This window comes from Paenibacillus sp. NRS-1760, assembly GCF_050467785.1.
GTDB lineage: Bacteria > Bacillota > Bacilli > Paenibacillales > Paenibacillaceae > Pristimantibacillus.
This window is the reverse complement of record NZ_JBITPK010000014.1, coordinates 799,702-820,983: the sequence shown is the minus strand read 5'-3', so window position 1 is coordinate 820,983 and position 21,282 is coordinate 799,702. Positions and strand designations below refer to the sequence as shown.

17 protein-coding genes are annotated in these 21,282 nt (G+C 45.1%); 2 read left to right on the top strand and 15 right to left on the bottom strand.

Annotation, left to right across the window (positions count from 1 at the left end; all coding sequences use genetic code 11):
• Positions 1 to 34: 34 nt before the first annotated feature.
• From ACIFSR_RS22995 to ACIFSR_RS22930, 14 genes are all read right to left on the bottom strand, one after another.
• On the bottom strand, positions 35 to 1,111 hold the full coding sequence (locus ACIFSR_RS22995) for a hypothetical protein (protein ID WP_430060158.1): 1,077 nt from the start codon (positions 1,109 to 1,111) through the stop codon (positions 35 to 37).
• Entirely contained in the window at positions 1,071 to 2,735 is a 1,665-nt protein-coding gene (locus tag ACIFSR_RS22990) for a glycoside hydrolase family 3 protein (protein ID WP_430060156.1), read from the bottom strand. The genes ACIFSR_RS22995 and ACIFSR_RS22990 overlap by 41 nt, the downstream gene beginning before the upstream one ends.
• 13 nt (positions 2,736 to 2,748) lie before the next feature.
• Positions 2,749 to 3,774: a zinc-binding dehydrogenase gene (locus ACIFSR_RS22985; protein ID WP_430060154.1), complete on the bottom strand. Its 1,026-nt coding sequence runs from the start codon at positions 3,772 to 3,774 to the stop codon at positions 2,749 to 2,751.
• A 75-nt stretch (positions 3,775 to 3,849) separates the two neighbouring features.
• Complete coding sequence (locus ACIFSR_RS22980; protein ID WP_430060152.1) at positions 3,850 to 4,653, bottom strand: ABC transporter permease; 804 nt, start codon at positions 4,651 to 4,653, stop codon at positions 3,850 to 3,852.
• A 12-nt stretch (positions 4,654 to 4,665) separates the two neighbouring features.
• Positions 4,666 to 5,475: an ABC transporter permease gene (locus ACIFSR_RS22975; RefSeq protein ID WP_339204320.1), complete on the bottom strand. Its 810-nt coding sequence runs from the start codon at positions 5,473 to 5,475 to the stop codon at positions 4,666 to 4,668.
• Positions 5,472 to 6,455, bottom strand: coding sequence for an ABC transporter ATP-binding protein (locus tag ACIFSR_RS22970; RefSeq protein WP_339204321.1), 984 nt, complete (start codon positions 6,453 to 6,455; stop codon positions 5,472 to 5,474). The genes ACIFSR_RS22975 and ACIFSR_RS22970 overlap by 4 nt, the downstream gene beginning before the upstream one ends.
• Positions 6,456 to 6,471: 16 nt before the next feature.
• The gene (locus ACIFSR_RS22965; protein ID WP_339204322.1) at positions 6,472 to 7,647 is read right to left on the bottom strand and encodes a radical SAM protein; all 1,176 of its coding nucleotides are present in this window, start codon (positions 7,645 to 7,647) and stop codon (positions 6,472 to 6,474) included.
• The gene (locus ACIFSR_RS22960; RefSeq protein ID WP_430060148.1) at positions 7,619 to 8,725 is read right to left on the bottom strand and encodes a hypothetical protein; all 1,107 of its coding nucleotides are present in this window, start codon (positions 8,723 to 8,725) and stop codon (positions 7,619 to 7,621) included. The genes ACIFSR_RS22965 and ACIFSR_RS22960 overlap by 29 nt, the downstream gene beginning before the upstream one ends.
• A gap of 22 nt (positions 8,726 to 8,747) precedes the next feature.
• Positions 8,748 to 10,223: a hypothetical protein gene (locus tag ACIFSR_RS22955; protein ID WP_339204324.1), complete on the bottom strand. Its 1,476-nt coding sequence runs from the start codon at positions 10,221 to 10,223 to the stop codon at positions 8,748 to 8,750.
• The gene (locus ACIFSR_RS22950) at positions 10,210 to 10,485 is read right to left on the bottom strand and encodes an acyl carrier protein (protein WP_339204325.1); all 276 of its coding nucleotides are present in this window, start codon (positions 10,483 to 10,485) and stop codon (positions 10,210 to 10,212) included. Before ACIFSR_RS22950 ends, ACIFSR_RS22955 begins: the two co-directional genes overlap by 14 nt.
• A 440-nt stretch (positions 10,486 to 10,925) precedes the next feature.
• Positions 10,926 to 12,278, bottom strand: coding sequence for a lytic polysaccharide monooxygenase (locus tag ACIFSR_RS22945; RefSeq protein WP_430060449.1), 1,353 nt, complete (start codon positions 12,276 to 12,278; stop codon positions 10,926 to 10,928).
• A gap of 525 nt (positions 12,279 to 12,803) precedes the next feature.
• Positions 12,804 to 13,625, bottom strand: a complete 822-nt coding sequence (locus ACIFSR_RS22940) for a carbonic anhydrase (RefSeq protein WP_430060146.1) — start codon at positions 13,623 to 13,625, stop codon at positions 12,804 to 12,806.
• 235 nt (positions 13,626 to 13,860) lie between these two features.
• Positions 13,861 to 14,382: a GNAT family N-acetyltransferase gene (locus ACIFSR_RS22935; protein WP_430060144.1), complete on the bottom strand. Its 522-nt coding sequence runs from the start codon at positions 14,380 to 14,382 to the stop codon at positions 13,861 to 13,863.
• A gap of 34 nt (positions 14,383 to 14,416) precedes the next feature.
• Positions 14,417 to 14,560: a hypothetical protein gene (locus tag ACIFSR_RS22930; RefSeq protein WP_339204329.1), complete on the bottom strand. Its 144-nt coding sequence runs from the start codon at positions 14,558 to 14,560 to the stop codon at positions 14,417 to 14,419.
• Between ACIFSR_RS22930 and ACIFSR_RS22925 the strand changes: the two genes are divergently transcribed.
• Positions 14,499 to 14,705 (top strand): GerAB/ArcD/ProY family transporter, encoded by a 207-nt coding sequence (locus tag ACIFSR_RS22925; protein WP_430060142.1) that lies wholly within the window; start codon positions 14,499 to 14,501, stop codon positions 14,703 to 14,705. The two genes, ACIFSR_RS22930 and ACIFSR_RS22925, sit on opposite strands and share 62 nt — an antisense overlap.
• A complete protein-coding gene (locus tag ACIFSR_RS22920; protein ID WP_430060446.1) occupies positions 14,702 to 15,331 on the top strand; it encodes a GerAB/ArcD/ProY family transporter in 630 nt (209 codons plus the stop codon). Before ACIFSR_RS22925 ends, ACIFSR_RS22920 begins: the two co-directional genes overlap by 4 nt.
• 101 nt (positions 15,332 to 15,432) lie before the next feature.
• On the opposite strand, the gene ACIFSR_RS22915 is transcribed toward ACIFSR_RS22920, so the two are convergent.
• Entirely contained in the window at positions 15,433 to 20,874 is a 5,442-nt protein-coding gene (locus ACIFSR_RS22915) for a glycosyl hydrolase family 8 (RefSeq protein WP_430060140.1), read from the bottom strand.
• Positions 20,875 to 21,282: the final 408 nt, after the last annotated feature.

Here is a 21,282-nt window from a genome sequence, read left to right as displayed (position 1 = left end):
TCCTACTATCTCATCCTTATATCATTTTAGATAGCTATCTACTTTCTACATAAGTCTTATTCGATTTCGATGGCACTTCTAGAAGTTTAATTAATTTAAGCAAAAGAACAGGCTCTTCTTCTCGGAATTGGTCAAAGCGGAGCCTCAACCGTTTAAATACTTCCTTATCTTCGCGAATAACATGGCGAATGTATTGATCTCTCAGCTTCATCGCCCGTTTTGTTATATCCTTGTAGCCTTCCACAAGCTCTTCGTCATACGAGATTATCCCCTCTTCTACTAGATAACCGATTCGCTCGCTCATCATTTTTTTATGCTCCCAGAGAATGTGAAGATGTCTCGCATCGTTGCGGTCACCCAGCCTAGAATCGTTTTGCTCTACAGCATCAAAGTACATTTGCAGATAGTCATACACCTTGATTCCGAAAGCTTCCTCGTCTGGATTGTAATTAATTCGGTTTAAATGGGTCTCACCATTAACATAATCGAGCAGTTGGTCGATCGCGGCCGTTTTATCAAAAGGATAAGCAGAATGCGGTGCGTATTTGTAAAAATACGTATGATGATCAGACGTGAGCTTCTCCTTCAAAAGCTTTCGCATAGAACCTGCAGCATCCTGAAACTCTTGGAATGGGATCTTCACATTACGGTACACCCCCGTATGATCGAACATGGAAGCATCAAACATATTTTCCTCCCAGTCAAAACCGTACAGAAAAAGATGATGAGGGAACGGCTCTTTCTGATAAGAAGCTGCCGGTGACAGCTTGGCTTCGTCCACAAACACAATGCAGTAATAGCCGCTGCGGATCTGATCCGCGAAAAATTTCGGCCAGTCATCCAATGCCAAATTGTCTAGAATCGTATAATTCACAGAGCATGTTAGAAGAAATGGGTTATTGAAATTCAACTCGTTTGGCTTGCCCCGAAAAAAATCGATAAAATATTGCTTGCCGTCCTCCAGAAATTTAGTGGTACAGGATAACTGGATAAAGTTGCTGTAATACCAAGGAATCGTTTCTTCGTGGACGCTGGTGATTGAAAGGGTGTAGGCCCATCGTAAAAACCCTTTAAGTGGCGGATTCAACACGGGAAGCTGTACCGCGTTCATATGATTCGCCTCCTTCTAATGAGTAATCGGGAAGCGTAACCGGTAAAATTCCTTCAGGCTTAAGCTTGCCCAGTAAAACGCTAGAAAGGGCCTGCAATGTTAGCGGATGATGCTCATAACAGGCTAGAAAACCTTTAGCTTCTGGAAATGCCGCGAGATCAACGGGGTTGCGAAGGGAGATCGGAATGACTTTGTTCCCTCCTGCCAAAAGCTTGTGAACCAAAACGGTCTGCCCGTGATTAGAAGCCGTATGGAATATTCCCACGACGATCTGCCCATATCCTTCTGCTCCAGAGACCAAGTCCGCAATTTCATCCGTACTCGGACTAGTCCCATACAACCGCTCCATAAACTTTGCTTTCATCAAAGGATATAGAAAGCTGCCGAGGGTGTCATCGTATATCGGTTCATCCTCAGACTTGCAAGCAGCCGCCATCTGCGGCCAAAGCACAAGCGTGTCGACTTCGGAAGACAACTGGCAAAAATTCGGTTCACGGTTCATCATGGTGATGCTTTTCTGGCGAAGCAGCTTAATCGTCCGAAGTGTTTGCGAATGATCGAGATAGGTCTGCGTTTCTTCCCAGCTGCGCTCTCGCAGCTCTCCGATGCGGAGCTCCTTAAGGAGAAGAATGCGCTCCACGGAAGCATCAATCCGATCTTCAGGCAGACGCCCATCTGCTACTGCATGTTCCAGTGCTGCTGCCGCCTCCAGCTGGCTTTCGTACGTATGGCTGACGAGAAGAAGATCTGCTCCAGCAAGTACGGCTCTTACGACTGCCTCCCCGACGCCAATGCCTTGTGTTACAGCGTTCATTTCCATGCAATCCGTCACGATAAGCCCCTTGAAATCCAGCTCTTCCCGTAGCAGTCCCGTCAATACTTCATGAGAGTGTGTGGCTGGAACAGACAAACCGCCACTTAGCAATGGAATCCCGACATGGGCAGTCATTACGGCTTCGGCCCCTGCCCGCGCACAGCGCCGAAACGGTACGAGCTCGACAGACCGCAGACGCTCAAGAGAATGCCTCACGACCGGCAGCTCAGCGTGCGAATCTACCTCCGTGTCGCCGTGCCCAGGAAAATGCTTAATAACAGAGACGATGCCTCCATCCTGAAAGCCAAGCATTGCTGCGATCCCAAGCTCAGCGACAAGTTCAGCTTCGTCACCGTATGCCCGGACATCAATAATCGGATTTCGCGGATTGACGTTAATATCGACCACCGGCGCGAAATTCATATTGATGCCTAGCAACTTCAGCTCCTTTGCCGTTCCCTTTGCGGCTTCATAAAGCAGCAAAGGATCACGTGCCGCTCCCAAAGCCATTGCCGCTGGCAGCTGTGAAATTCCCTGTCTTAATCGGACGACCATGCCACCTTCCTGATCTGTTCCGATCCATAGCGGTATGCCTGTTGCATCCGCAGCCATTTGTTGGAGTTTCTTCGTTAAAGCAAATGCCTGCTCAGGGTTGTCCAAATTACGGGAAAAGAACACGACTCCCCCAATGAAATGGTTTTGCAAGAGGCCGCCAATAATCGCATCTGGCGTAAGTCCCTCGAAGCCTACCATAAGCATCTGCCCAATTTTCTCTTTCATCGTAAGCTGGCTACAAGCTCTCACCTGCATTCCTCCTCTGACATTACAATTGCGTCCAATCGAATAAAACGCCTAACAAATCAGGCTTACTCCCGGAGAGCCGGGAATAAACCGATACAGCTTCGAGCGGGCTTGCTTCTTCCGTTATGAGACTTGCGACGTCCAATTTCCCACGGCGGATAGAATCGAATATGAACATGTTCATTTCCTCTTCCGTCCAGCCATTAAAACCTTCCATCATTCGGCCGTGAATGCCTAATATGCTGACCGAATTGAAAACGACTTTGGGACCGATCGTCTGTTTTGAAGGCTCTGTCGAGTCACCTAGCAGAATGACTTTGCCGAGCTCCCGTGTCAGCTGTGTGCAGTAGGGCAGTACCGCATAAGAACCCGTCACATCATATATCGTGTCCAGCATTTTGCCATCAGTAAGTTGTTCTACCGCTCCGAATGCTTCGGCTACCGTAAGATTCAGCAGATCGGTCGCACCGCTTCTAAGGGCTTGGTTCAGGCGGGAGCTTTCCGGAGCAATCGCAATAATCTGCCTTGCACCACTCGAATTCAGATACTGAATGACAAGCTGGCCGATAAGACCGAGTCCAACAACTCCCACTCTTTCACCAAAAGCAGGTTCTGCGCGCAGAATACCTAGAAGAGCAACCTTCGCGATCTGTGTAAAAACCGCCTCTTCATCACGGATCGAATCTGGTATAATTGCCGCTTCCTTATAGTCTGCGAGGAAATATTGTCGGTGACCAGCCGGGCAGATGACCCGATCGCCGGGCTTTATTCCTTCCACTCCAATGCCTGTCTCCAGCACTTGCGCCGCCATCGAGTAACCGGGATAGAATGGGTACCGAACCCACGAGGACCAGACCGTTCCTTCATCGAAACGCCCCTTTAGACAAGCCAGCTCCGTTCCTGTACTTATTAGTGATTTTTTGGCCGCACATAAAATTTGTCCTCGTCCTGGCTTCGGCACCTGTTCCTCTATAAGCTCAATTCGATCTGGCTCCTGAAAAACGCAATTTATCGAGGTACGGCCTTGCGTTGTCGCCATGTCCGGCATACGATGACACTTCCTTTTCTAGGCATGGGATATAGATACTGATATTCGTAATTTCCTTATGATCGCAAAACCATCTTAACTGCTCGCGCTGCTATACCCCTTCACAGCCTGTTTCCAAAGCAGCCGTACAGCTGCGAAGAGCAAAAGCGATCCGAACAGCGCCAGCCCTGCATATAACCAGCTGAGCTGTCCAAGCAGGAACATAGGTCCGAAATTAGTAATAAGAAACAGCGGAATAACGAAGGTCCCGATTCTGCGGACCCAAACAGGATAAATAGCCATAGGGAAATTGTTGGCATCCCAGGCGGAATGGGCGATATCCGACATCGCCCCCGTCTGGACGAACCAGAATGAAAGCAGCGCTGGGATAATCATTAGGCAATACGTGATGACAACGGAGACCAGCAGCATTAAAGCAAATCCCGTAAGTTGAACGAGCGAAAACGGAATATCCATCGCATGCCAGCCGATACCGACCATAGTGAAACCGACCAAAATATCGGGAATTGGCAGCGCCAGATCGACGTATCGCAATGATGCCATAAACTGCAGGGAAACGGGCTTCGTAATCATCAAATCAAGCGAGCCGTCTTTAATATACTCAGGAATTTTCATGAAATTTGTAAAAAACAACCCGACATAAATTCCCGTAACGACGGTGTGCATACCTATAAATAGAAGCAACCCTTCAGGAGGTATGCCTTCTACATGTAGATCAGTGCGGAACACGACGAGCACATACAAAAGCTTGGCAAGCAGATAGACAGATTCGACAAGCAGGCTCATCACAAAATTGCCCCGAAACTCCATCTGAGCAATGAGACAATTTTTGATAAACATACCGTACAGGCGCAAGTATTTTCTCACAATTTTAAACATATGGAACGTCTGCTACCCCCCGACCGCCGAATATTTCTTTATGGATACGCGCCACGTCAGACGGGAAATGAGCAAGAAGAGCAATATCCATCCACCCTGAATAAACAGCCCCTGATACATAGCCATCGTCCCTGTTTTACCGCTCAGAACATTCACCGGAAAATAAATGGTATACGGAAAAGGAGTATATTGAAGCGCCTTTACAACCGATTCCCCGAAAATTTCCAAAGGGAACATGCCACCGCTCAAAATATTGACTAGCAAACTTGTAATCACAAAAAAGTATGAGATTTCATGCAAATAAAACGCGCTGGCGCAAATGCAGTAGGCGATCAAAAAGTTGAGCAGAAGCGCACCCCACAGCGTCACAGTGAACAGGATTATACGTACGACCTCGATATCCAGCACATCCCTAGCGGCTGAAATCCAGATCATACAAATAAGCAAAAGTGCAGTAATAACGTAATAAATCGCCTTTTGACCGATAAAAGACATCAGCCGGTACCCGAAGTAGCTGACTGGCTTAATCAAATATTTGTTAAGACCGCCATTCTTAATATCGTCGGCAATCTGGTGCTCAAACTGGGTAGCAATCAGCTTGGACACCAGCCCTGCCAAGATCGTATACAAAATAATTTGACCATACGAATACGAGAACAACGCCGCCTTGCCGGAATGTTCGTACACCGCCGTCCAAATAAAATATTGAACGAGAATCGGAAAAGCAGCCCCAAGAAGACCTAGAAAGAAGTGAAATCGGTATTCCATCGAATGCTGGACGCCCACCCTAAAAACGGCCATGTACAATCTGCGTCTGTTCATCCTACGGCTTCCTTGCGATAGAGCATGGAAATGCTCTCCTCGATCGGTACGTCTTCTATCGTCCAGTCGATGATTGGAAACGAATCGAGCACGGCGCGCGACACTTCCTTTAAGCGATGCTTGGGCAGCTCTAGAACAACGTTGTATTCGTCTCCGCTTACAATTTTCCCGAATTTGGCCAGCCGCTGCTCGGCAACAGGTTCGGAGAAGTGCAGCCTTATAATTTTCTGCTCGCCAAACAGATCGTTGATCTTGTGAAGATCCCCATCGTACAGAAGACTTCCTTCATTAATAATGATCGTCCGCTTGCAGAGGTCCTCCACATCCTTCATGTAATGGCTCGTAAGCAAAATCGTCGCACCAAACTGCTCATTGTAGTATTTCAGAAACTCTCTAACCTTCTTCTGGGAGGGGAAATCAAGCCCGATCGTCGGTTCATCGAGATAAAGCAGCCTAGGGCGGTGGATAAGCGCGGCGATCAGCTCCATTTTCATCCTTTCGCCCAGCGACAGCCTGCGCACCTGCACGTTCAGAAGATCCTGCACATCTAGCATCTCCGATAGCTCAGCAAGACTTCGGTGGTAGAGATCATCCTCGACGTCATAAATGCATTTGTTCAAATAAATCGATTCGCTAGCTGGAAGGTCCCACCAAAGCTGATTTTTCTGCCCCATCACAATGGAAAAAAGCCGTTTGAACTCATGCTTCCGCTCCCATGGCACATAGCCAAACACATCGGCTTCTCCGCCTGTCGGATAGAGAATGCCAGACAGCATTTTGAGCGTTGTTGTTTTACCCGCCCCGTTAGGTCCGAGAAATCCGACGCATTCGCCAGGGCCTATGTCAAAAGAAAGCGATTTGACCGCTTCCTTCACCAGCGACTTGCGAGCAAATAAATTTTTCAGCGAATTTTTAAGCCCCGCTGCTTTCCGGTAGTACACGAACGATTTGTGCAGCTCCTGCACACGGATATAGTCCATCCCCGTTCCTCCTGGCTTAAACTCCATTGTTGTACAGCAGCACACACTTAGAGCATATCGGCATTAAACCGCAGGCAACAATTTCACGCTGTTTCCGAAGATCTTCACCGTGAAAAACATCGGCTACGCTTTCTTCGTACAAATTGCCAACACTGAATTCCGGGAAAAATTTGCACGGATTCACTTTGCCGTCCGGCATCACATCCATCCGATTCGAGATCGAAAAGCACTTCGTACGATTCATAGCCGGTTTCTCGCTGCCCCGGATAAATCCTTCCACCTCTTCGGGCTCCAGCGCAGGCTGATAACGGACACGCACATTCCAAATTCGGGAATTCACACGTTGAAGCTCTTCGAGCAAAATATCAAAATTGTCTGGCGAGATGTGGAACGTGAAGGAGTGCCAACTATTCTTGTGATCGTCTGCAAAGCGGGAGGCAAGGTGCGGGAAATGAGCATCGAAGTAGGTGTCCATTCTATCCGCCGTATCAGAAGGGATATACCAGGGGAAGCAGAAATAGACAGAATCTACGCCCATCTCTTCAAAAAATTCCATAAAGCTGTAAAGCTTGCCGACCATCTGGTCGTTAACCGTCAAGGCCACAGAAACCTTGCCTTTATATATACCCTGCTTTTTCAGATCTAGCAGCAGCTGAATCGCATGGATTACTTTTTTAAACGTGCCTTTGCCTCGGATCGCGTCATTTTCCTTCTCAAAGCCTTCAAGGCTGACCAGCATGACCAGATTTTCTGACATTTTCAGAATGGAATCCAGCTTCTGCTCAATGAGAATCGCATTCGTGCAAATCGTCGTGTAGCGCTCTTCTTTGGATAGCAGCTCTGCCAGCTCATCGAATTTGGAGTAAAATAACGGTTCGCCGCCCCACAGGAAAACACGTGATTTGCGTGCTCTTGTTTCAGCCAAAATCTTCTCCACGACGGGAATATCGATTTCATCTTTCTTCACTTCTTTCGCAAAACCGTGATGGAAGCCATCCGGATTCCACTCAAAGCAGTGTGTGCAGCGTAGGTTGCAGCCATTATTAAGCTTAATTCCTATCTCATAAGGCACGGGTGCTGCATAAGTTGGATCATCTCTGCGCTTCCTTCCGGTTTCCGCCAGCGGAACCAGCGTTCTTTTCATATTACGAAATGTGATTTGGTCAAACGTAACTGCTGTTTTCGGCTGCATAGGTGATCCTCCCGAAATGGTTAATTTTTGACCGCTGCTCTAATAATCGTGTGCAAGTCTCCTCGAGCAAATGCTCCGAAAAACGTTGGTTTTTCCACTCCGTAAAGCGGATTCCGAGTCCACAAGATTCCCAATAGGTTGAATTATGAAGCTCATGGTCGCCGAACGGCTCCAACATGACAAAAGGGATTCCAAGTGACAACGAATCGTTCAAAGTCGCTCCCCCCGGCTTACTGATGATCGCCCAGCAATTGCGCATCAGCTCGGTGTAAGCTGAGTAATCCTTGAGGGGATACTCCCTGAGAAGTCCGTCTTCACGGATATACTGAATCATAGGCGGGAAAGAATGTCTCCCATGTTTGTCCCTGCTCCACGGATCCCAGGAGACCTCCGTCCCAAAATATCGCGTGGTCCCGTCGTCCTCCTCCACCTCTGAAGGATTGTAAACAATGACATCCAGACGGTGTCCGAGCATTCGAAGTTCGGAGATCGTCATGGCGTAGGTGCCGATTCCCCAGCCACCGCCATGGATCAGAATGCGTCCGGCGCGCTGCCAGAAAGGCAAAGGCTTCGCTTCGTCTGAAGCGATATAACTGCCCGGAGACATTTTTTGAAGCTCGTAAAACCAAACGTTCTTATAGACGGGGTACAACTGCTTATGTACCTTAAACGACGGGGTATCCCACGCATCCAGTCGGATCAGCCGGATGTCCAATTGCTTGTTAGAATCTGTCTTGTAACGCTCCAATATAGGCAGCCAGAAACCCGTAAACACCGCAAAACGGGTGACATCGGCCTGTTTCCAAGCGTTCAGCAGTCTTTGAACCTCTTCCTCGTCCAAGGAATTGTCAACAGGTTTGGCCAGCTTATGCCCCATAAGAGCAACAGCGAAATCCGCATGAAATGCTTTTTTGGTGGATCTGATCTTGCTTCGCACTTTTTCGTCATACAAGCTCTCCAGAACGTAAATATCCGTTTCGACTCCTATGCTTTGCAGGTACGTATGCAGATGCATAGCCGGAATGTACGCGCCAAGCGAATTACCCGACGCCAGCAAAATAACTGAAGATGAATTCATGCTCAGCTCCCGCGTTCCAAATTTAGTTGTACACTTTAACGGATAAGTCGGCGAGCACCTGTCGCAAGCTGTTAATCAGTTCGCTGCGGTGTTCATCATCTCGGCCTACGACCGAGACATAGAGCCGTCCCTTCGGCATGCCTCGTTTGTTTTGCGTTCCCTCCGCCATTCGGCGGCGAGTCAGAATCTCGTTTATCATTACGGTATTGGATGATAGAGGAACAACCCCGTACCCTGAGGGGGTTGTCAACAGAAGTTCAGATGCACGCAGTGCGTGCAGTAGAGTGCCAAACTCGAAGCCTTCCGGTAATCCGAGGGATAAAAACGTAAGCCAGCCGCTATGTCCGTACGTTTCCCAACATTTATCGAGATACGCGTTAATAAGTCCCATCGACTTGCGGGCGTTAATCTCTACAATCGATACGACTTTTCCGTCCTCCAATATCATGGAGTCAAAGCAGACAAAGCCGTGGTAGCCGTCTCCCGCCAGCAGCCGGAGCGCTTTCTCCATCACGTTGAAATAGCCAGCGTTCTCCAACATGCTGATAAAAACATCATCCGCTTTGATAGACCCGCTGTAGTTTTGCTGGTGATTAATCATCCGCTGAACTGAAATGAACTCCGTCTCGCCACTCTCCTTGATGAACCAGTGAGAGCTGAAGTCGGTCTTTTTCTTTAGCAGCGGCTCAAGCAGGAATTGAGAGCGCAAACCTCTTTCCTCCTGTTTATGCAAGTGATCCGTTATTCTTCGCTGCATGGATTCGCTGTCAATGAGCATATTGCCTTTGCCAGCAACGCCGAAGGGATCTTTTAATAAATAGTGCCCCTGCTTCAATAGAGCACTTCCGACCGTCTCTATTTCTGCTGCGCTGTTCGCCTCCATGCCGTAGCACTTCTCGCCTATTCTAGCCAAGAGCCTGTTGGAATACAGCTTTGAATTAACACGTACAACCGTCTCTAGATCTGGCAAGGAACCGCTAAGTTCGGCGGCGTATAGGTACGCTTCCGTATCCGATGTTATGGCGTACGGGGACACCATTTTGGCAGCGCGGGAGAACATCTCTTCACCCTGTGATTTCATCTGCTGCAAAACCACACCCTCGGGGAAACCGGAACCGGTTGTCTGAAGCACTTTGTTTGCCGGTTTGGAGAGCCTTGCTTGATCGGCCGCAAGCCTGAACATGCATGATTTAAATAAGTCCGGTTCGGGCAAGGGATCCTTCTCATCATTCAAATCATAGTGATAACGAGTTCCAAACGAAAAACCTAGCCCATTTAGATACTCATGCAGTGCTGGGTTGATTTTGCAACGGCTGTAGAGGATATCATTAGGCCCGCAAAACGGAAAGAGCAGCTCATCCATGCACAGGACAATGGACTCGCTATCCTTGTCCGGCATAGCAGGCAGCTTGGCTAGATCAGGATCTCTCCACCTCGTTTCGGGGTCGAAGGTACCCATAACCATTTTCGCAATCACGTCGACTTTACGACTTAGCATCTTCGTACAACGGCTGGCCTTGCGGCTGGCAGCTTTTCACAAACTGAATAAAAGCTCCGATCGACTGGAGATGCTCATAATCGAATTCGTCATAGTCAATGGCCACATTCAACTGATCCTCGACTTGGAGCATAAACTGGATCATTTGCAAAGAATCAAGGCCAATATCATTGTTCAGATTCGTTTCAGGGGAGAGGGAATGGCGGAGTTCCGGCTGGTCTTCTTTGATCATGCACAAAATATCAGCAATTTTATCGAACATTACTACACTCCTTTAAAGGTTTAATGTATGAGGAGCATCTGAATCCTCACTTACACAAATTCCAACAAAATAAAAAAATCCTTGTTCATCCCTCCAATTCCTATAAATTACAATTATTATCATGCTCTAGCATGAATCTGTCAACGAAAATAGAGTAGATCATTTACACTATTTTTCAATATAATTTCGTGAACACCCTTTGAATAGGTAGCAAGAATCATCTCATTTTGAACCTCGGCATTGGAATACGACAAATTTATACATTAATATTGATTGATTCTATTCAAAACTGTCCGCTTATTTAGGACTTTTTAACCTAAAATTCAAAAAAATAATCTAACCATTATTTTGCTGCAACTAGTATTAGTTTTTTGTACTATTTTCATCTAAAACAAAAAAGCCCCCCGGAGCTCCCATTCAACTCCGAGGGCTTAATTAGTTTATGGCTGCAGCTGCCACAACGCGGGAACGTTGCTAGGCTCCCAACCTGCTAACGAAGTGTGCGGTTGAATACATTTATACGTCGCACCATTGTATGAGACTAGAGCATTCGCTGCATATGCCGTGTTAGCAGCCCATGGTGTAGCGCTTGGTCCTTGAGCAGTCGTAGCGGTAACTGCGTTGCTGTTGCCTGATTCATTTTGAGATGGATCAATAGCACGAACCGTGAACGTATAGGAAGTATTAGGAGTAAGACCCGTAACGAGCTTCTCGGTAGCTGTGCCCGTTACTGTTGCAACGACATTTGAACCGACATAAATGCGGTAACCCGCGATGCCAGAAGCATCCGTTGAGGCGTTCCACATCAGTGTAAGTGAGTTTGAGCCAGGAGCTCCCATGACATGAAGTCCAGACGGGTTCGTTGGCGGAGTCGTGTCGTTCGGGATCTGAACCGTCGTTATTTGTACGCTATTGCTGGCTGGAGATCGATTACCGGAGGAATCAAACGCTTTGACGGTTAAGTTGTAGGTGGTTCCGGCAATCAAATTCGTCAGGTTGACATTTAATTGATTTCCCGGAACGGTTGCTATTGGCGAGGTGTTAGAGCCGGAATAGATCTCATAACCTGAGACACCATTATTGTCCGTTGAAGCTCCCCATGATAGTGAAGCTGTTGTTGTACCGACTGTACCTGCTGTAAGGTTCGTTGGAGTAGTTGGGGCAATGTTGTCTGAAGCGCCAAACTGAACATCAATTACGTTATACCAAGCGTTTGGTGTATCATAAATATCCCATACGGCAAGGATGATTTGATAACCAGTTCTCTCTGGTACACTACAGGTATGGGACAATGTTGCTGGAGGCTGTTGACCGTTCCCCTGTACCGTACAGAATGGTGTCAGATCAAGCTGTGCACGAGAAAGCGGGGCATTTGGATTCCAATCTTGCTTGGTAATAAAATAGCGATAACTTGTCGTCGCATGACGGGCTGTGAACTTCCAAGTAAATGTATTGGTACCGCTGCTAATATTGACCTTATTCCAGCGTGTAGCTGTTTGTTGGTCAAGATTGGCGAAGGCAGCAAGGCCGGCACTAGCGATTTTACCATCTGCAGGTCCAGTTGCTGGAAAACCTTTTAATCCTTCGAGGCTTTGCGGCTCATAAATAATTGCGCCACAGTTCGTATTCAGTCCATTTTTACATTGTATCGCCCGACTTGCAGGATTATCGATATAACCATGAGCAGAAACAGGCTTAACGAAAGCAATCATACTGGTTAATAGAAGCAGCAGACCGAGACAAGCAACCAACACACGTTTCTTCAAACTCGAATTCCTATGAATCTGATTCATCATCACATTACCTCCTAGGTTTTTGGTCTGGTTTTAGAATCCATCCATTTCCTAACAGCATGCGGATATCAGTATCATTTCCCCCCTCTCATCATAGCTGCGACGTCTATAAAGATAGGTTCACTTTAAGCGACCAACTCCTTTAAAATCCGAATTTATATAAACTCCTAAGAGCTTATACACGCATTAAAAAATGAGTAGTGAAGCCAAGATAGGTATGGTTTGGGTTCATGGGAAGGTGTGAGGTTTGGTAAAAAGAGAAATCTTTCCGGATGTTTGTACCGAAGTGTGGTGGAGATGAATGATCCTAAAATCGGATTGTAGCTGAGGAATGTTCTATGAATCAATCATAATGTAAACGTTATTATTTTGCACTGCTATTTTAGAACTAATATTTTTCACGCTCAAAATAGGTCTTGCACCCAACCCCAACGACCTAAGCTTATGACACAAGGATGTATATATTACCATTTTTTGTGTTTAAAGACCTAAATTTGTTTTCGTAATTGCAGCATATTAGGATACTTACATTGTTCTCCTATAATAAATTGCTTTTACTTCTATTTCAGCAATGGTACGTTTATTTTGGGGTTGAACAGGACGATGATTATCAGGGAATATGGCTTGAAATGCTTTTATTTGAGCTTTCGACATTTCGATAGGCTTCTCTAGAACAGTCCACTTCACGCCCTCGGAACAAGGCGGAGTCGTCAGTGATCCTTGGTAGCGATAAGCGTCCAGATCACTAGGAAGAAGCGTGCTGAGATCAATTTTGTTTTTCAAAATAAAATCAGCAGCTGTCTTTGTTTTGGGCAGCTTGGACCAAATTTCAGTCAAGGCCGGGTTTCCTTTACCCTCCTTAATAAGTACGCCTAGCACAGCTAGATTTCCAGTCTTGCTCTTATGTACAAAGTGCAGCTCCAAGGGGGATGCTTTTCCGTCTATTAAATGCTCACTCGGTGTATGGAAATGGAATTGAGCCAATGTGTACTTAGTATCGCCTATTGTCAACTGATTGGCAGCTGAAGATGTATTGGCTTGAATGGTATGTCCGCTATTGCCAAAGGTAAAGGAGGTTGGTTTGTAATGGACGGTCACCTTCGTTTTGTTGCCATTTTTATTTGCTTCGTCGCTATGTATATCGATTGGTGATTGCTCCACTCCAGCACTGCAAGCAGCATATTCCGCATTAAGATGGGCCCAGTGCTCTGGTCCAGTGCTGCCATCATAACTCCAATGCGATGCTTCGCTCTCGGATTTTGATGCTGGTGCTGCATAAGCGACAGTTGAAGCTAACAGAACTAGCATAACTGCGCTTGTGAGTAATTTAGTCAAACTTGTGCTCATAAATCAATTGATCTCCTTAATAAGTTATGATTGAATGATAGAAAAAACGGTACGCTGCTTCGAACACCTCCTACAGTATAGTACCAACAACTTGGCTAATTATAAATAATTAGAAATATTTTGTGCATATTGAATATTTTGAACATAAAACTCATATTTTCATCATGACGATTACTGGCAAACATAAATAATGGAGCAACTGCCGCAGCAATTGCTCCACTCTCCCGTTTATCATCTACTTTTCAAAAAACGCTTTAGCATATTCTACAACCCCATGGACATCTGAAAGTCCAGCATCAATAAGCTCCAATGCCATAAAGTTATCGTCAGAAACCTCGAATGGTGCTTCGATACCATATTGACTGGCTTTTTTATAACCAAACTTCGGATAATACTTATCATGACCCAAAACAATGGAACCTTTATAACCAAGCCGTGCAGCGATTTTGTGGCCTTCGATTATCAGCTGCTTCCCTATGCTCTTGCTTTGCATCTCTGGAAATACAGCAACAGGTGCAAGAGCAATCAGCGTCTGATTGCCTACTTTTATTTCTGTAAAAAGAATATGACCCACGATTTCGGCCTCGTATTCAGCTACAAGAGATAACTCCGGAATATAGTTCGCTGAAAGCCTAAGCCTGTTTACCAAGTGATGCTCATCATGATCTGAATAGTCAGCATTTTCAAAAGCTTTTTGTACGACATGGTAGATTTCGTTAACGTCTTCATTGTTTTCTGGTCTGATTATAATATTCATTGGTTTAACCCTCTTTTAGTTGATTATGCCCGCTTCACAGCGGCAAAGTAGGTATGAATTTCGCTTTAACCTTCTCATTATCACTAAAGCTAGTCATAGAATCAAATGTTTGAACTGTGTACTCATTCATTTTAGCATTAAGTGTTCGCACGTTCACGATATTAGTCATTTTTTTCATAATTGGCACCTCCATCCTCATTACGCCTGCAGGGCTTACTTTGGTAGCGAAACAGGATGCTTGGATCGTAGCCATAGTAGGGATCGGACTCAACATTCTAAGCGTCCTCATTTATGTCAGTCTCGGTAACCGTTATGGAAAATAGAATTTCTAGACTTTGAACCCATACTGGAGTATGGCTTTAAGCCCATTGTAAAAGCTGGCTTCTCCTTTTCCGGATTTCAGGAAATGATTGTACTGCTCATGATTTATCCTTATGTAGCGAAATCAGCAAAAAGAGGACGAGGCTTTGTATGGGGAACCCTAATCGGTGGAATTGTACTGATCATCATTACTGTGGGATGTATAGGCGTAATGGGAGCTGCCGTCACCGCTAATCAATTATTTCCGGCCTACGTGCTGGCGAAAAATATTAACATCGGCCATTTTCTTGAACGTATTGAAGGCATTATGATGTTCATTTGGATTTTATCTATCGTGATGAAGATTGTGCTGACGTTTGATGCATCGTTGATTGGGCTCTGCCAGCTATTCAAATTGAAGGATTCGAAGCCATATGTCATTCCCATGGGATTTGGCTTGATCGCTCTAGCGCTGTTATGTTACACAAATACGATTTCCGTCAATGATTTCCTCACTAAAAACTGGACACCCTTTGCTACGATTTTCACGATTTTTGTACCCTTGTTCATTCTAGGTATATTACTGATTCGTGCACCGGGCGCGAGTAAAAGTAAGCAGGAGAATACAACTGAGAATGAGCAAGTATAGCTGTGATGAGGAGAAGACAAATTTGAGGTTTGTTTAATAAAACGGAGCCGCCTCAAAAGGCGGCTCCGTTGCAAAGCATAAATGACGGTAAAGCTCAGACATTATTTCCCCATAACTTCTTTCAATTTCAGCAGCACAGTAACCGCTTCAGCACGGGTAGCAACGCCAGCTGGCTCAAAATTATTACCGCTGCGTCCTTGTACAATTCCTTGCTTCTTCGCCGTTTCAGCAGCCTTCTTAGCCCATGCAGGTATAGCACTGTCATCAGCAAAGCCTGTTTTGCCGGTTGCATCTGCATCAAGGCCAGTAACTTTTGCGATCATAGCTACCATCTCGGCTCTTGATATGCTTGCATTTGGACGGAAGCTGCCATCCTCATAACCTGTAAGAATACCAGCTTCAACAGCCTGAGCTACTGCCTTAACCGCCCACGCGCCAATAGCAGACTTATCTTTAAATTGCAGCTCGCTTCCGCTTGTTTGCGGCTTCAGCATTTGCATCATCATCACTGCAAACTCCGCACGTGTTACCGAAATATTCGGCTTAAATGTGCCGTCTGAATAACCATTTACAAAGCCTTCTGCCACTGCCTTTTGGATATTCAGCTGTGCCCAGTGACCATCAATATCCTTGAAGTTCAGTTGATTTTTATTTATTGCCATGACAGCAAATTTCGTAAAGTGATCCACTTCAACTTCAATTTTATTACCGTTTATCTTGCCTCCAATAGATACCCATTTCTTGCTCGTCTCATCGAAGTAGAATACAGCTGCCGTTTGATTCTCTTTAAGCAGCGATGAATTAAATTCAAAGACGAGTGTTACATTTTTGCTGAATTTACCCGAACTGTTTTTCAACACTTCAAAGACTGAGCTGAGAGGAATATCGTCTTTCGAGAAAAGCTTAGCCGTATCCAGCAGCTCTTCAATGGTCAGCATAATTTCCTGAGCTGTTGCTCCAGCTGGGATCGTGACTTTAATTTTCTCACCTAAACTCACCTTTGCTGAGTAACCAGCTGGTATTGTTGCTTTGCCATTCGTAGATACAATCTCTGTTATACCAGTGCCGCCGCCTGAATTACCACCGATTGGCGCTTTAGGTGTCGTAATATTTCTCGCATTGCTTGCCTTGGAGAAATTATTCGCATGATCGAATGCGATGACATAATACTGGTAAGCTGTTTCCGAGCTTAACCCTGTATCACTATAAGATGTACTTGTTGTTGTTGCCAGCTCAATACCATTGCGGAAAACCTTGTAGCCTGCTACTCCCAAATTGTCAGTAGAAGCAGACCATGTCAAATTAATTTGAGTGCTGGAAACCGCTTCTGCTTTTAAATTCGATGGATCAGTAGGCGCATCCGTATCAACGATAGTTGGTGTCCACCAGTTGCCGGATACGACAATCATGCTGAGCAAACGGAGATTATTGCCAAAATATAAATCATCTTCCGTTTTAACAGCCGTATTATGATCCCAAAGCTTATTTAGCCATTCTTGATTGGATGAATCGATCATTGCACTAACCATTAGCGGAGCTGAGAAAGTGATATCTTGATAATCAGCTATCGCTTCCGAGCCATCCAATTTATAGCCCGCCAAAATATTTTGTGGATCGTTATCCGTCTTTTTACGAATCCACTCATTTAATGTACTTAACTGATCTTTTGCACGTTTTTCCCCTGTAATGAGATAGTCTGTACCTATGCGCCATGGTGTACGGGATGAGTTGTAGCTATAATCGCCGTCCGTATCTGATTCTAGGAAGAACGGCGGTGCAGGTATAAAGCTTCCACTGTCAGTATCCTTCACGACAAAGTCTGGAAGCAGACCAGCGTTCGGACTGAAATTTTTATAAAGGCTTTCCATCACGTTATAGGTTTTGTCGACTACCTGATTCCAACGGCCATCGCCGGAAACAACAGCAAAATCCTTCATATGCTGCAGCATGAAATCCGAAGGACGGGTAGCATTTTCATACTCGCCGCTAGTTGCCCAATCGGCAATTCTTAATACCCAATCCTTTTGGTTGACTTCACTATCCATAATGGCTTTTATTACTTTACGAGCCTGAGCCAAATAATCAATTTCCCCATCATTTCCCCATTGCTCGCTCGCAAGAAGAAGTGCATAAGCAATATCCATATCTCCATCTGTAGCTGAATCCACACCGTTAATGTCAATAATTGCTTTACCATTATCAGCTTGCTGCCAAGCCATGAGGTCTGGATTAATTTCACTTGGATGTGCTCTGAAATAACGATACATACCGTCAAAATACTTCTTCGCATCTTTATCATGGCCTGCCATTAGAGCAGTGATCAGCATGCCGTAGCCATGAGCTTCAGAAACGGTAATCTCATTCTCTTCAAACCAGTCTCCATCCGCATACCACACATAATATTGACCTGAGGTATATGGATTCTCTTTCAAATATTTCGTTTTCCACTCGTCATATAATCTTGACACGGTATTATCCATATCAGCTTGCGTAATATGATTTGGCTTAATTGTGCCGTCCGCATAAGCGGTATGCTGAGGGAATGCTTTAAGCGGACCTTCACCCGCAGCAGCTGGCTTCGTCTTCACGCTTATCGAATTACTTGCAAGCGATTCTAGTCCCTCTTGATTAACTGCTTTCACTTCATACGTATAAGTGCTGTTTGCAGCTAAACCTGTATCGGAATAGGATAGCTTTGAGCTTGATGTTGCGCCAACTTTCACGCCATCACGGTACACATTATAACCTGCCACGATGATGTTCCCAGAGGATGCCGCCCAAGTCAATTCGTTCTGATAAGGGGATACGGCTTTTCCAGTTAAGCTTGTTGGTGCTGATGGCGGCTCATTCTCGGCACCATTTTCAATCGTTGTGACTTCCACCGGAGCGGAGTTGTCTCTTGTTCCAACAGCCTTGACGATAAAATCATATTTCTTATTCGAATTGATGTCTTTAATTTCTAAGCTGTATTCTGTTTGATTGCCGGTTACCGAAATATATTCGCTCCAGTGTGCTGCTACTTTGTCGTTCTTCTCGTAAATTCTAAATCCTCTAACCGGTTCTGTTCCTGTAGAAGGCTTCTTCCAAGATAAAATCGCTTTATCCCCTTCCACCTTCACCTTGACGTTCTCTACCTTCTCCGGCTTCGTATCCGTTCTTCTGATTCCGTAATCATCATAAGCTTTCAATCCCTTGCCAACTGTATTTTCAGCTTTTTCGTCTGCAACAGCTGCTGTGAATGCGGTAAAAGCAAGTACTTTATCCGAAATAGACACATCCGTAAACATTTTCTTGAATGGTTGAGTGTCAATCTCAGCAAAGTAATCATCATAAGGAATGGGATTGCCGTTCTCATCCTTTACTTCTTGCGCATCCCCATTTTCATCAATATAATGCTGATTATTTTTTTCGTAAAATTTATTTCCGAACGCATTAGACATCAGGTAGACTGTCCCTTTAGGATCGATGGCATTGCCTTCCTCATCGATTTTAAAATCTTTAATGATCTCATCATTTAACATTTGAAATGATCTCATATACATGTGATCATGGGCTTCGAACACCATATCGATTCCCATTTCGTCAAATTCAGGAATAAGATACTTTTTGTAAAATTGTACCCGCTCATCTTCCCACTGCGCTGAATTGTCGCCAGCTCCGTAAGGTCCTTTATGGAAAGTGACGAACTTCCATTTCTTATCGCTTTTCGCTACTGTGTTTTGCATCCATTTCACTTGATCCCAGAACTCTTTATCCGCCCATTCTACATCTTTCCCATTCGCAGCAAGTCCGCCTTCATATTGAGAATTGAATACCATGAAGAGCGCGTCGCCATACTCGAAGGAATAAACAGAACCTTCATCCGTACCGGCTACCGTTTGCTTAGGCAAGTTGAAGTGGTTATAGAAGTTATTATTAGGCGTCGTTACATCACCGTCATAATCATTCACTTCATGACCGCCAAGTACAGGCACATAAGGAACATTCGTGAGAGAATCCTGTGCTAAGCCCAGCATCCACTGCCATTGCTCCTCCAAATCTCCATTGTCGACCAAATCGCCCGCACTGATCAGAAATTTAGGATCGCCAATATAATCAACTGCTTTCCTAAACGTATCTGCCCACGGTTCAAAATCAGACTTATTAGAAGCCTGCGAATCCGATCCTGCAATAAAGCGGAAAGGTTGGTTAGCTGCTGTATCCGTTGTAAATGAACCAATCGAGCTCCAGCTGCCTTCTTCTCCATTGCCAACTCGGAATTTATAAGCTGTACCTGGTTTCAGCTCTCTTGCGATTGCTTTATGACTAATGAATTTCGTGAAGGTTTTGGAATCACGATCAGCTTCTGTCATAAAGGTTTCAATTTCCTCCGCCGTTCCTTTATAGCTGACTACTCCATCTGCCGGGAAAACATTCCCTGACATTTTCGAAGCCTCAACGACTTGAACGACAGAGTCTGTCATCGTATCGGTATACCATGCTAGAGCGATACTCGTCTTGGGATCACCGTTAAATGTCATATTGATCATTTTCGGCAAGAAAGGCGATTGTTGTATGCTAAAGCTCCATGCCAAATCACGAATCTGAGTCACTTCGTCTGTACCTTTGATTAATGATTTCGGAACAGAGATCGTATACGTTTTGCCATAGCTAAACTCCGGATGATTAATTTTAAGCGTGTTTCCACCTACAACTTCAAGTGAAACACCGGCTAATGGTTTATTCTCATTGTCGACAATGCTTACAGCAGATGCGGTGTCTAAAGAGATAGCCTTATTAAACTTCACGGTCAACGGCGCATCCACCGATACATTTTCAGCCTTGTCCTTTGGAAGCTTAACCAGATCAATAGTCGGTACAGGAATGGCCGAGTTATCTATACGCTCTCCTTGAACCAGAATGTTTCTGATTTTGCTGGAGCCTCCGCCTCCAATTCCATCACTATTGCCATTTGTGTTCTGTCCCGAGCTAACGACCCAGCGAAGATACAGAAGCTCCTGATCATTCGCTTCACTTGGAATCGCAACGTTTTTCAATTTGCATTCATCGTTAGGAGGGCAACTATATACTCCTTTTGTCATTTTAACCGCAGCGTTTGGCACATCCGTCCATGACGCCCGATCCGTGCTCATCTGCAGTTTAAAATCACGCGGGCCGGAGCCGGAAGAAGTTTGCTCCGATGACAAGGTTAAATTTTTAAAGCCTTTAGTCGAGATCGTAGCAAGCCAATATTTTTGGCTAAAATCACCGCTCCAGCCTTGATAACTAAGATCCTTGTTGCTCCCGCTATAGTATTCAAACGTTCCACCGACATTTTGGAACAAGGAAGCCGCTCCGTAAGCACCGCCTGTTGCTATGGAGATGCCATTATCCCCTTCATTCGGAAATATCCATTCCGCAACCTTCTCTGCTCCGTTACTCACAGCTGCTGGTTCATCCGCGGCAGCAACAAAGTTGGAAAAAGTGGTTGTCAACATGATGAACGTTAATAATATACAAGTCATTACATGAAATGATTTTTTCCGTTTGTTTCTGCTATGCATATACTTAACCTCTTTTCTTTTCCATAATGAAAACGAATGACCTAAAAGTCCATTTTTTGAATGCGCTATCATTTATATTTGGTTTTCACAATCACTCTTGGCTCCACCCCCTCATCCAGGACGACTTTGCGCTGTCTAAAAGTTTAAACGCTTTAATCTTCAAAAAAGAGTTTATCCTGTAAGGAAAGTCCTGTCAATCACTTCCAAGGATTTTTCTGCGAATTTCAGAGCTATTTACCTGTCAAATTCAAATTTCTCTCCATATTTCGTACTTTTTCTCCCCGTTCCTATAAGAAAAACGAATTCATTAATTATTTTAAGTATAAGCGCTTAAATTATTTGTAAATTTGAACAGCGTTGACTTTTCAGATGCATAGACTTCCTAAAATGCTTAAAATATACATTAAT

Coding starts and splice junctions, on each gene's coding strand:
- ACIFSR_RS22970 (WP_339204321.1), bottom strand. CDS start 6,455: ATGGACTATATCCGTGTGCAGGAGCTGCACAAATCGTTCGTGTACTAC.
- ACIFSR_RS22965 (WP_339204322.1), bottom strand. CDS start 7,647: ATGCAGCCGAAAACAGCAGTTACGTTTGACCAAATCACATTTCGTAAT.
- ACIFSR_RS22935 (WP_430060144.1), bottom strand. CDS start 14,382: ATGAATATTATAATCAGACCAGAAAACAATGAAGACGTTAACGAAATC.
- ACIFSR_RS22930 (WP_339204329.1), bottom strand. CDS start 14,560: ATGAAAAAAATGACTAATATCGTGAACGTGCGAACACTTAATGCTAAA.
- ACIFSR_RS22990 (WP_430060156.1), bottom strand. CDS start 2,735: ATGCAGGTGAGAGCTTGTAGCCAGCTTACGATGAAAGAGAAAATTGGG.
- ACIFSR_RS22940 (WP_430060146.1), bottom strand. CDS start 13,625: ATGAGCACAAGTTTGACTAAATTACTCACAAGCGCAGTTATGCTAGTT.
- ACIFSR_RS22915 (WP_430060140.1), bottom strand. CDS start 20,874: ATGCATAGCAGAAACAAACGGAAAAAATCATTTCATGTAATGACTTGT.
- ACIFSR_RS22980 (WP_430060152.1), bottom strand. CDS start 4,653: ATGTTTAAAATTGTGAGAAAATACTTGCGCCTGTACGGTATGTTTATC.
- ACIFSR_RS22995 (WP_430060158.1), bottom strand. CDS start 1,111: ATGAACGCGGTACAGCTTCCCGTGTTGAATCCGCCACTTAAAGGGTTT.
- ACIFSR_RS22960 (WP_430060148.1), bottom strand. CDS start 8,725: ATGAATTCATCTTCAGTTATTTTGCTGGCGTCGGGTAATTCGCTTGGC.
- ACIFSR_RS22955 (WP_339204324.1), bottom strand. CDS start 10,223: ATGCTAAGTCGTAAAGTCGACGTGATTGCGAAAATGGTTATGGGTACC.
- ACIFSR_RS22985 (WP_430060154.1), bottom strand. CDS start 3,774: ATGCCGGACATGGCGACAACGCAAGGCCGTACCTCGATAAATTGCGTT.
- ACIFSR_RS22945 (WP_430060449.1), bottom strand. CDS start 12,278: ATGAATCAGATTCATAGGAATTCGAGTTTGAAGAAACGTGTGTTGGTT.
- ACIFSR_RS22950 (WP_339204325.1), bottom strand. CDS start 10,485: ATGTTCGATAAAATTGCTGATATTTTGTGCATGATCAAAGAAGACCAG.
- ACIFSR_RS22975 (WP_339204320.1), bottom strand. CDS start 5,475: ATGAACAGACGCAGATTGTACATGGCCGTTTTTAGGGTGGGCGTCCAG.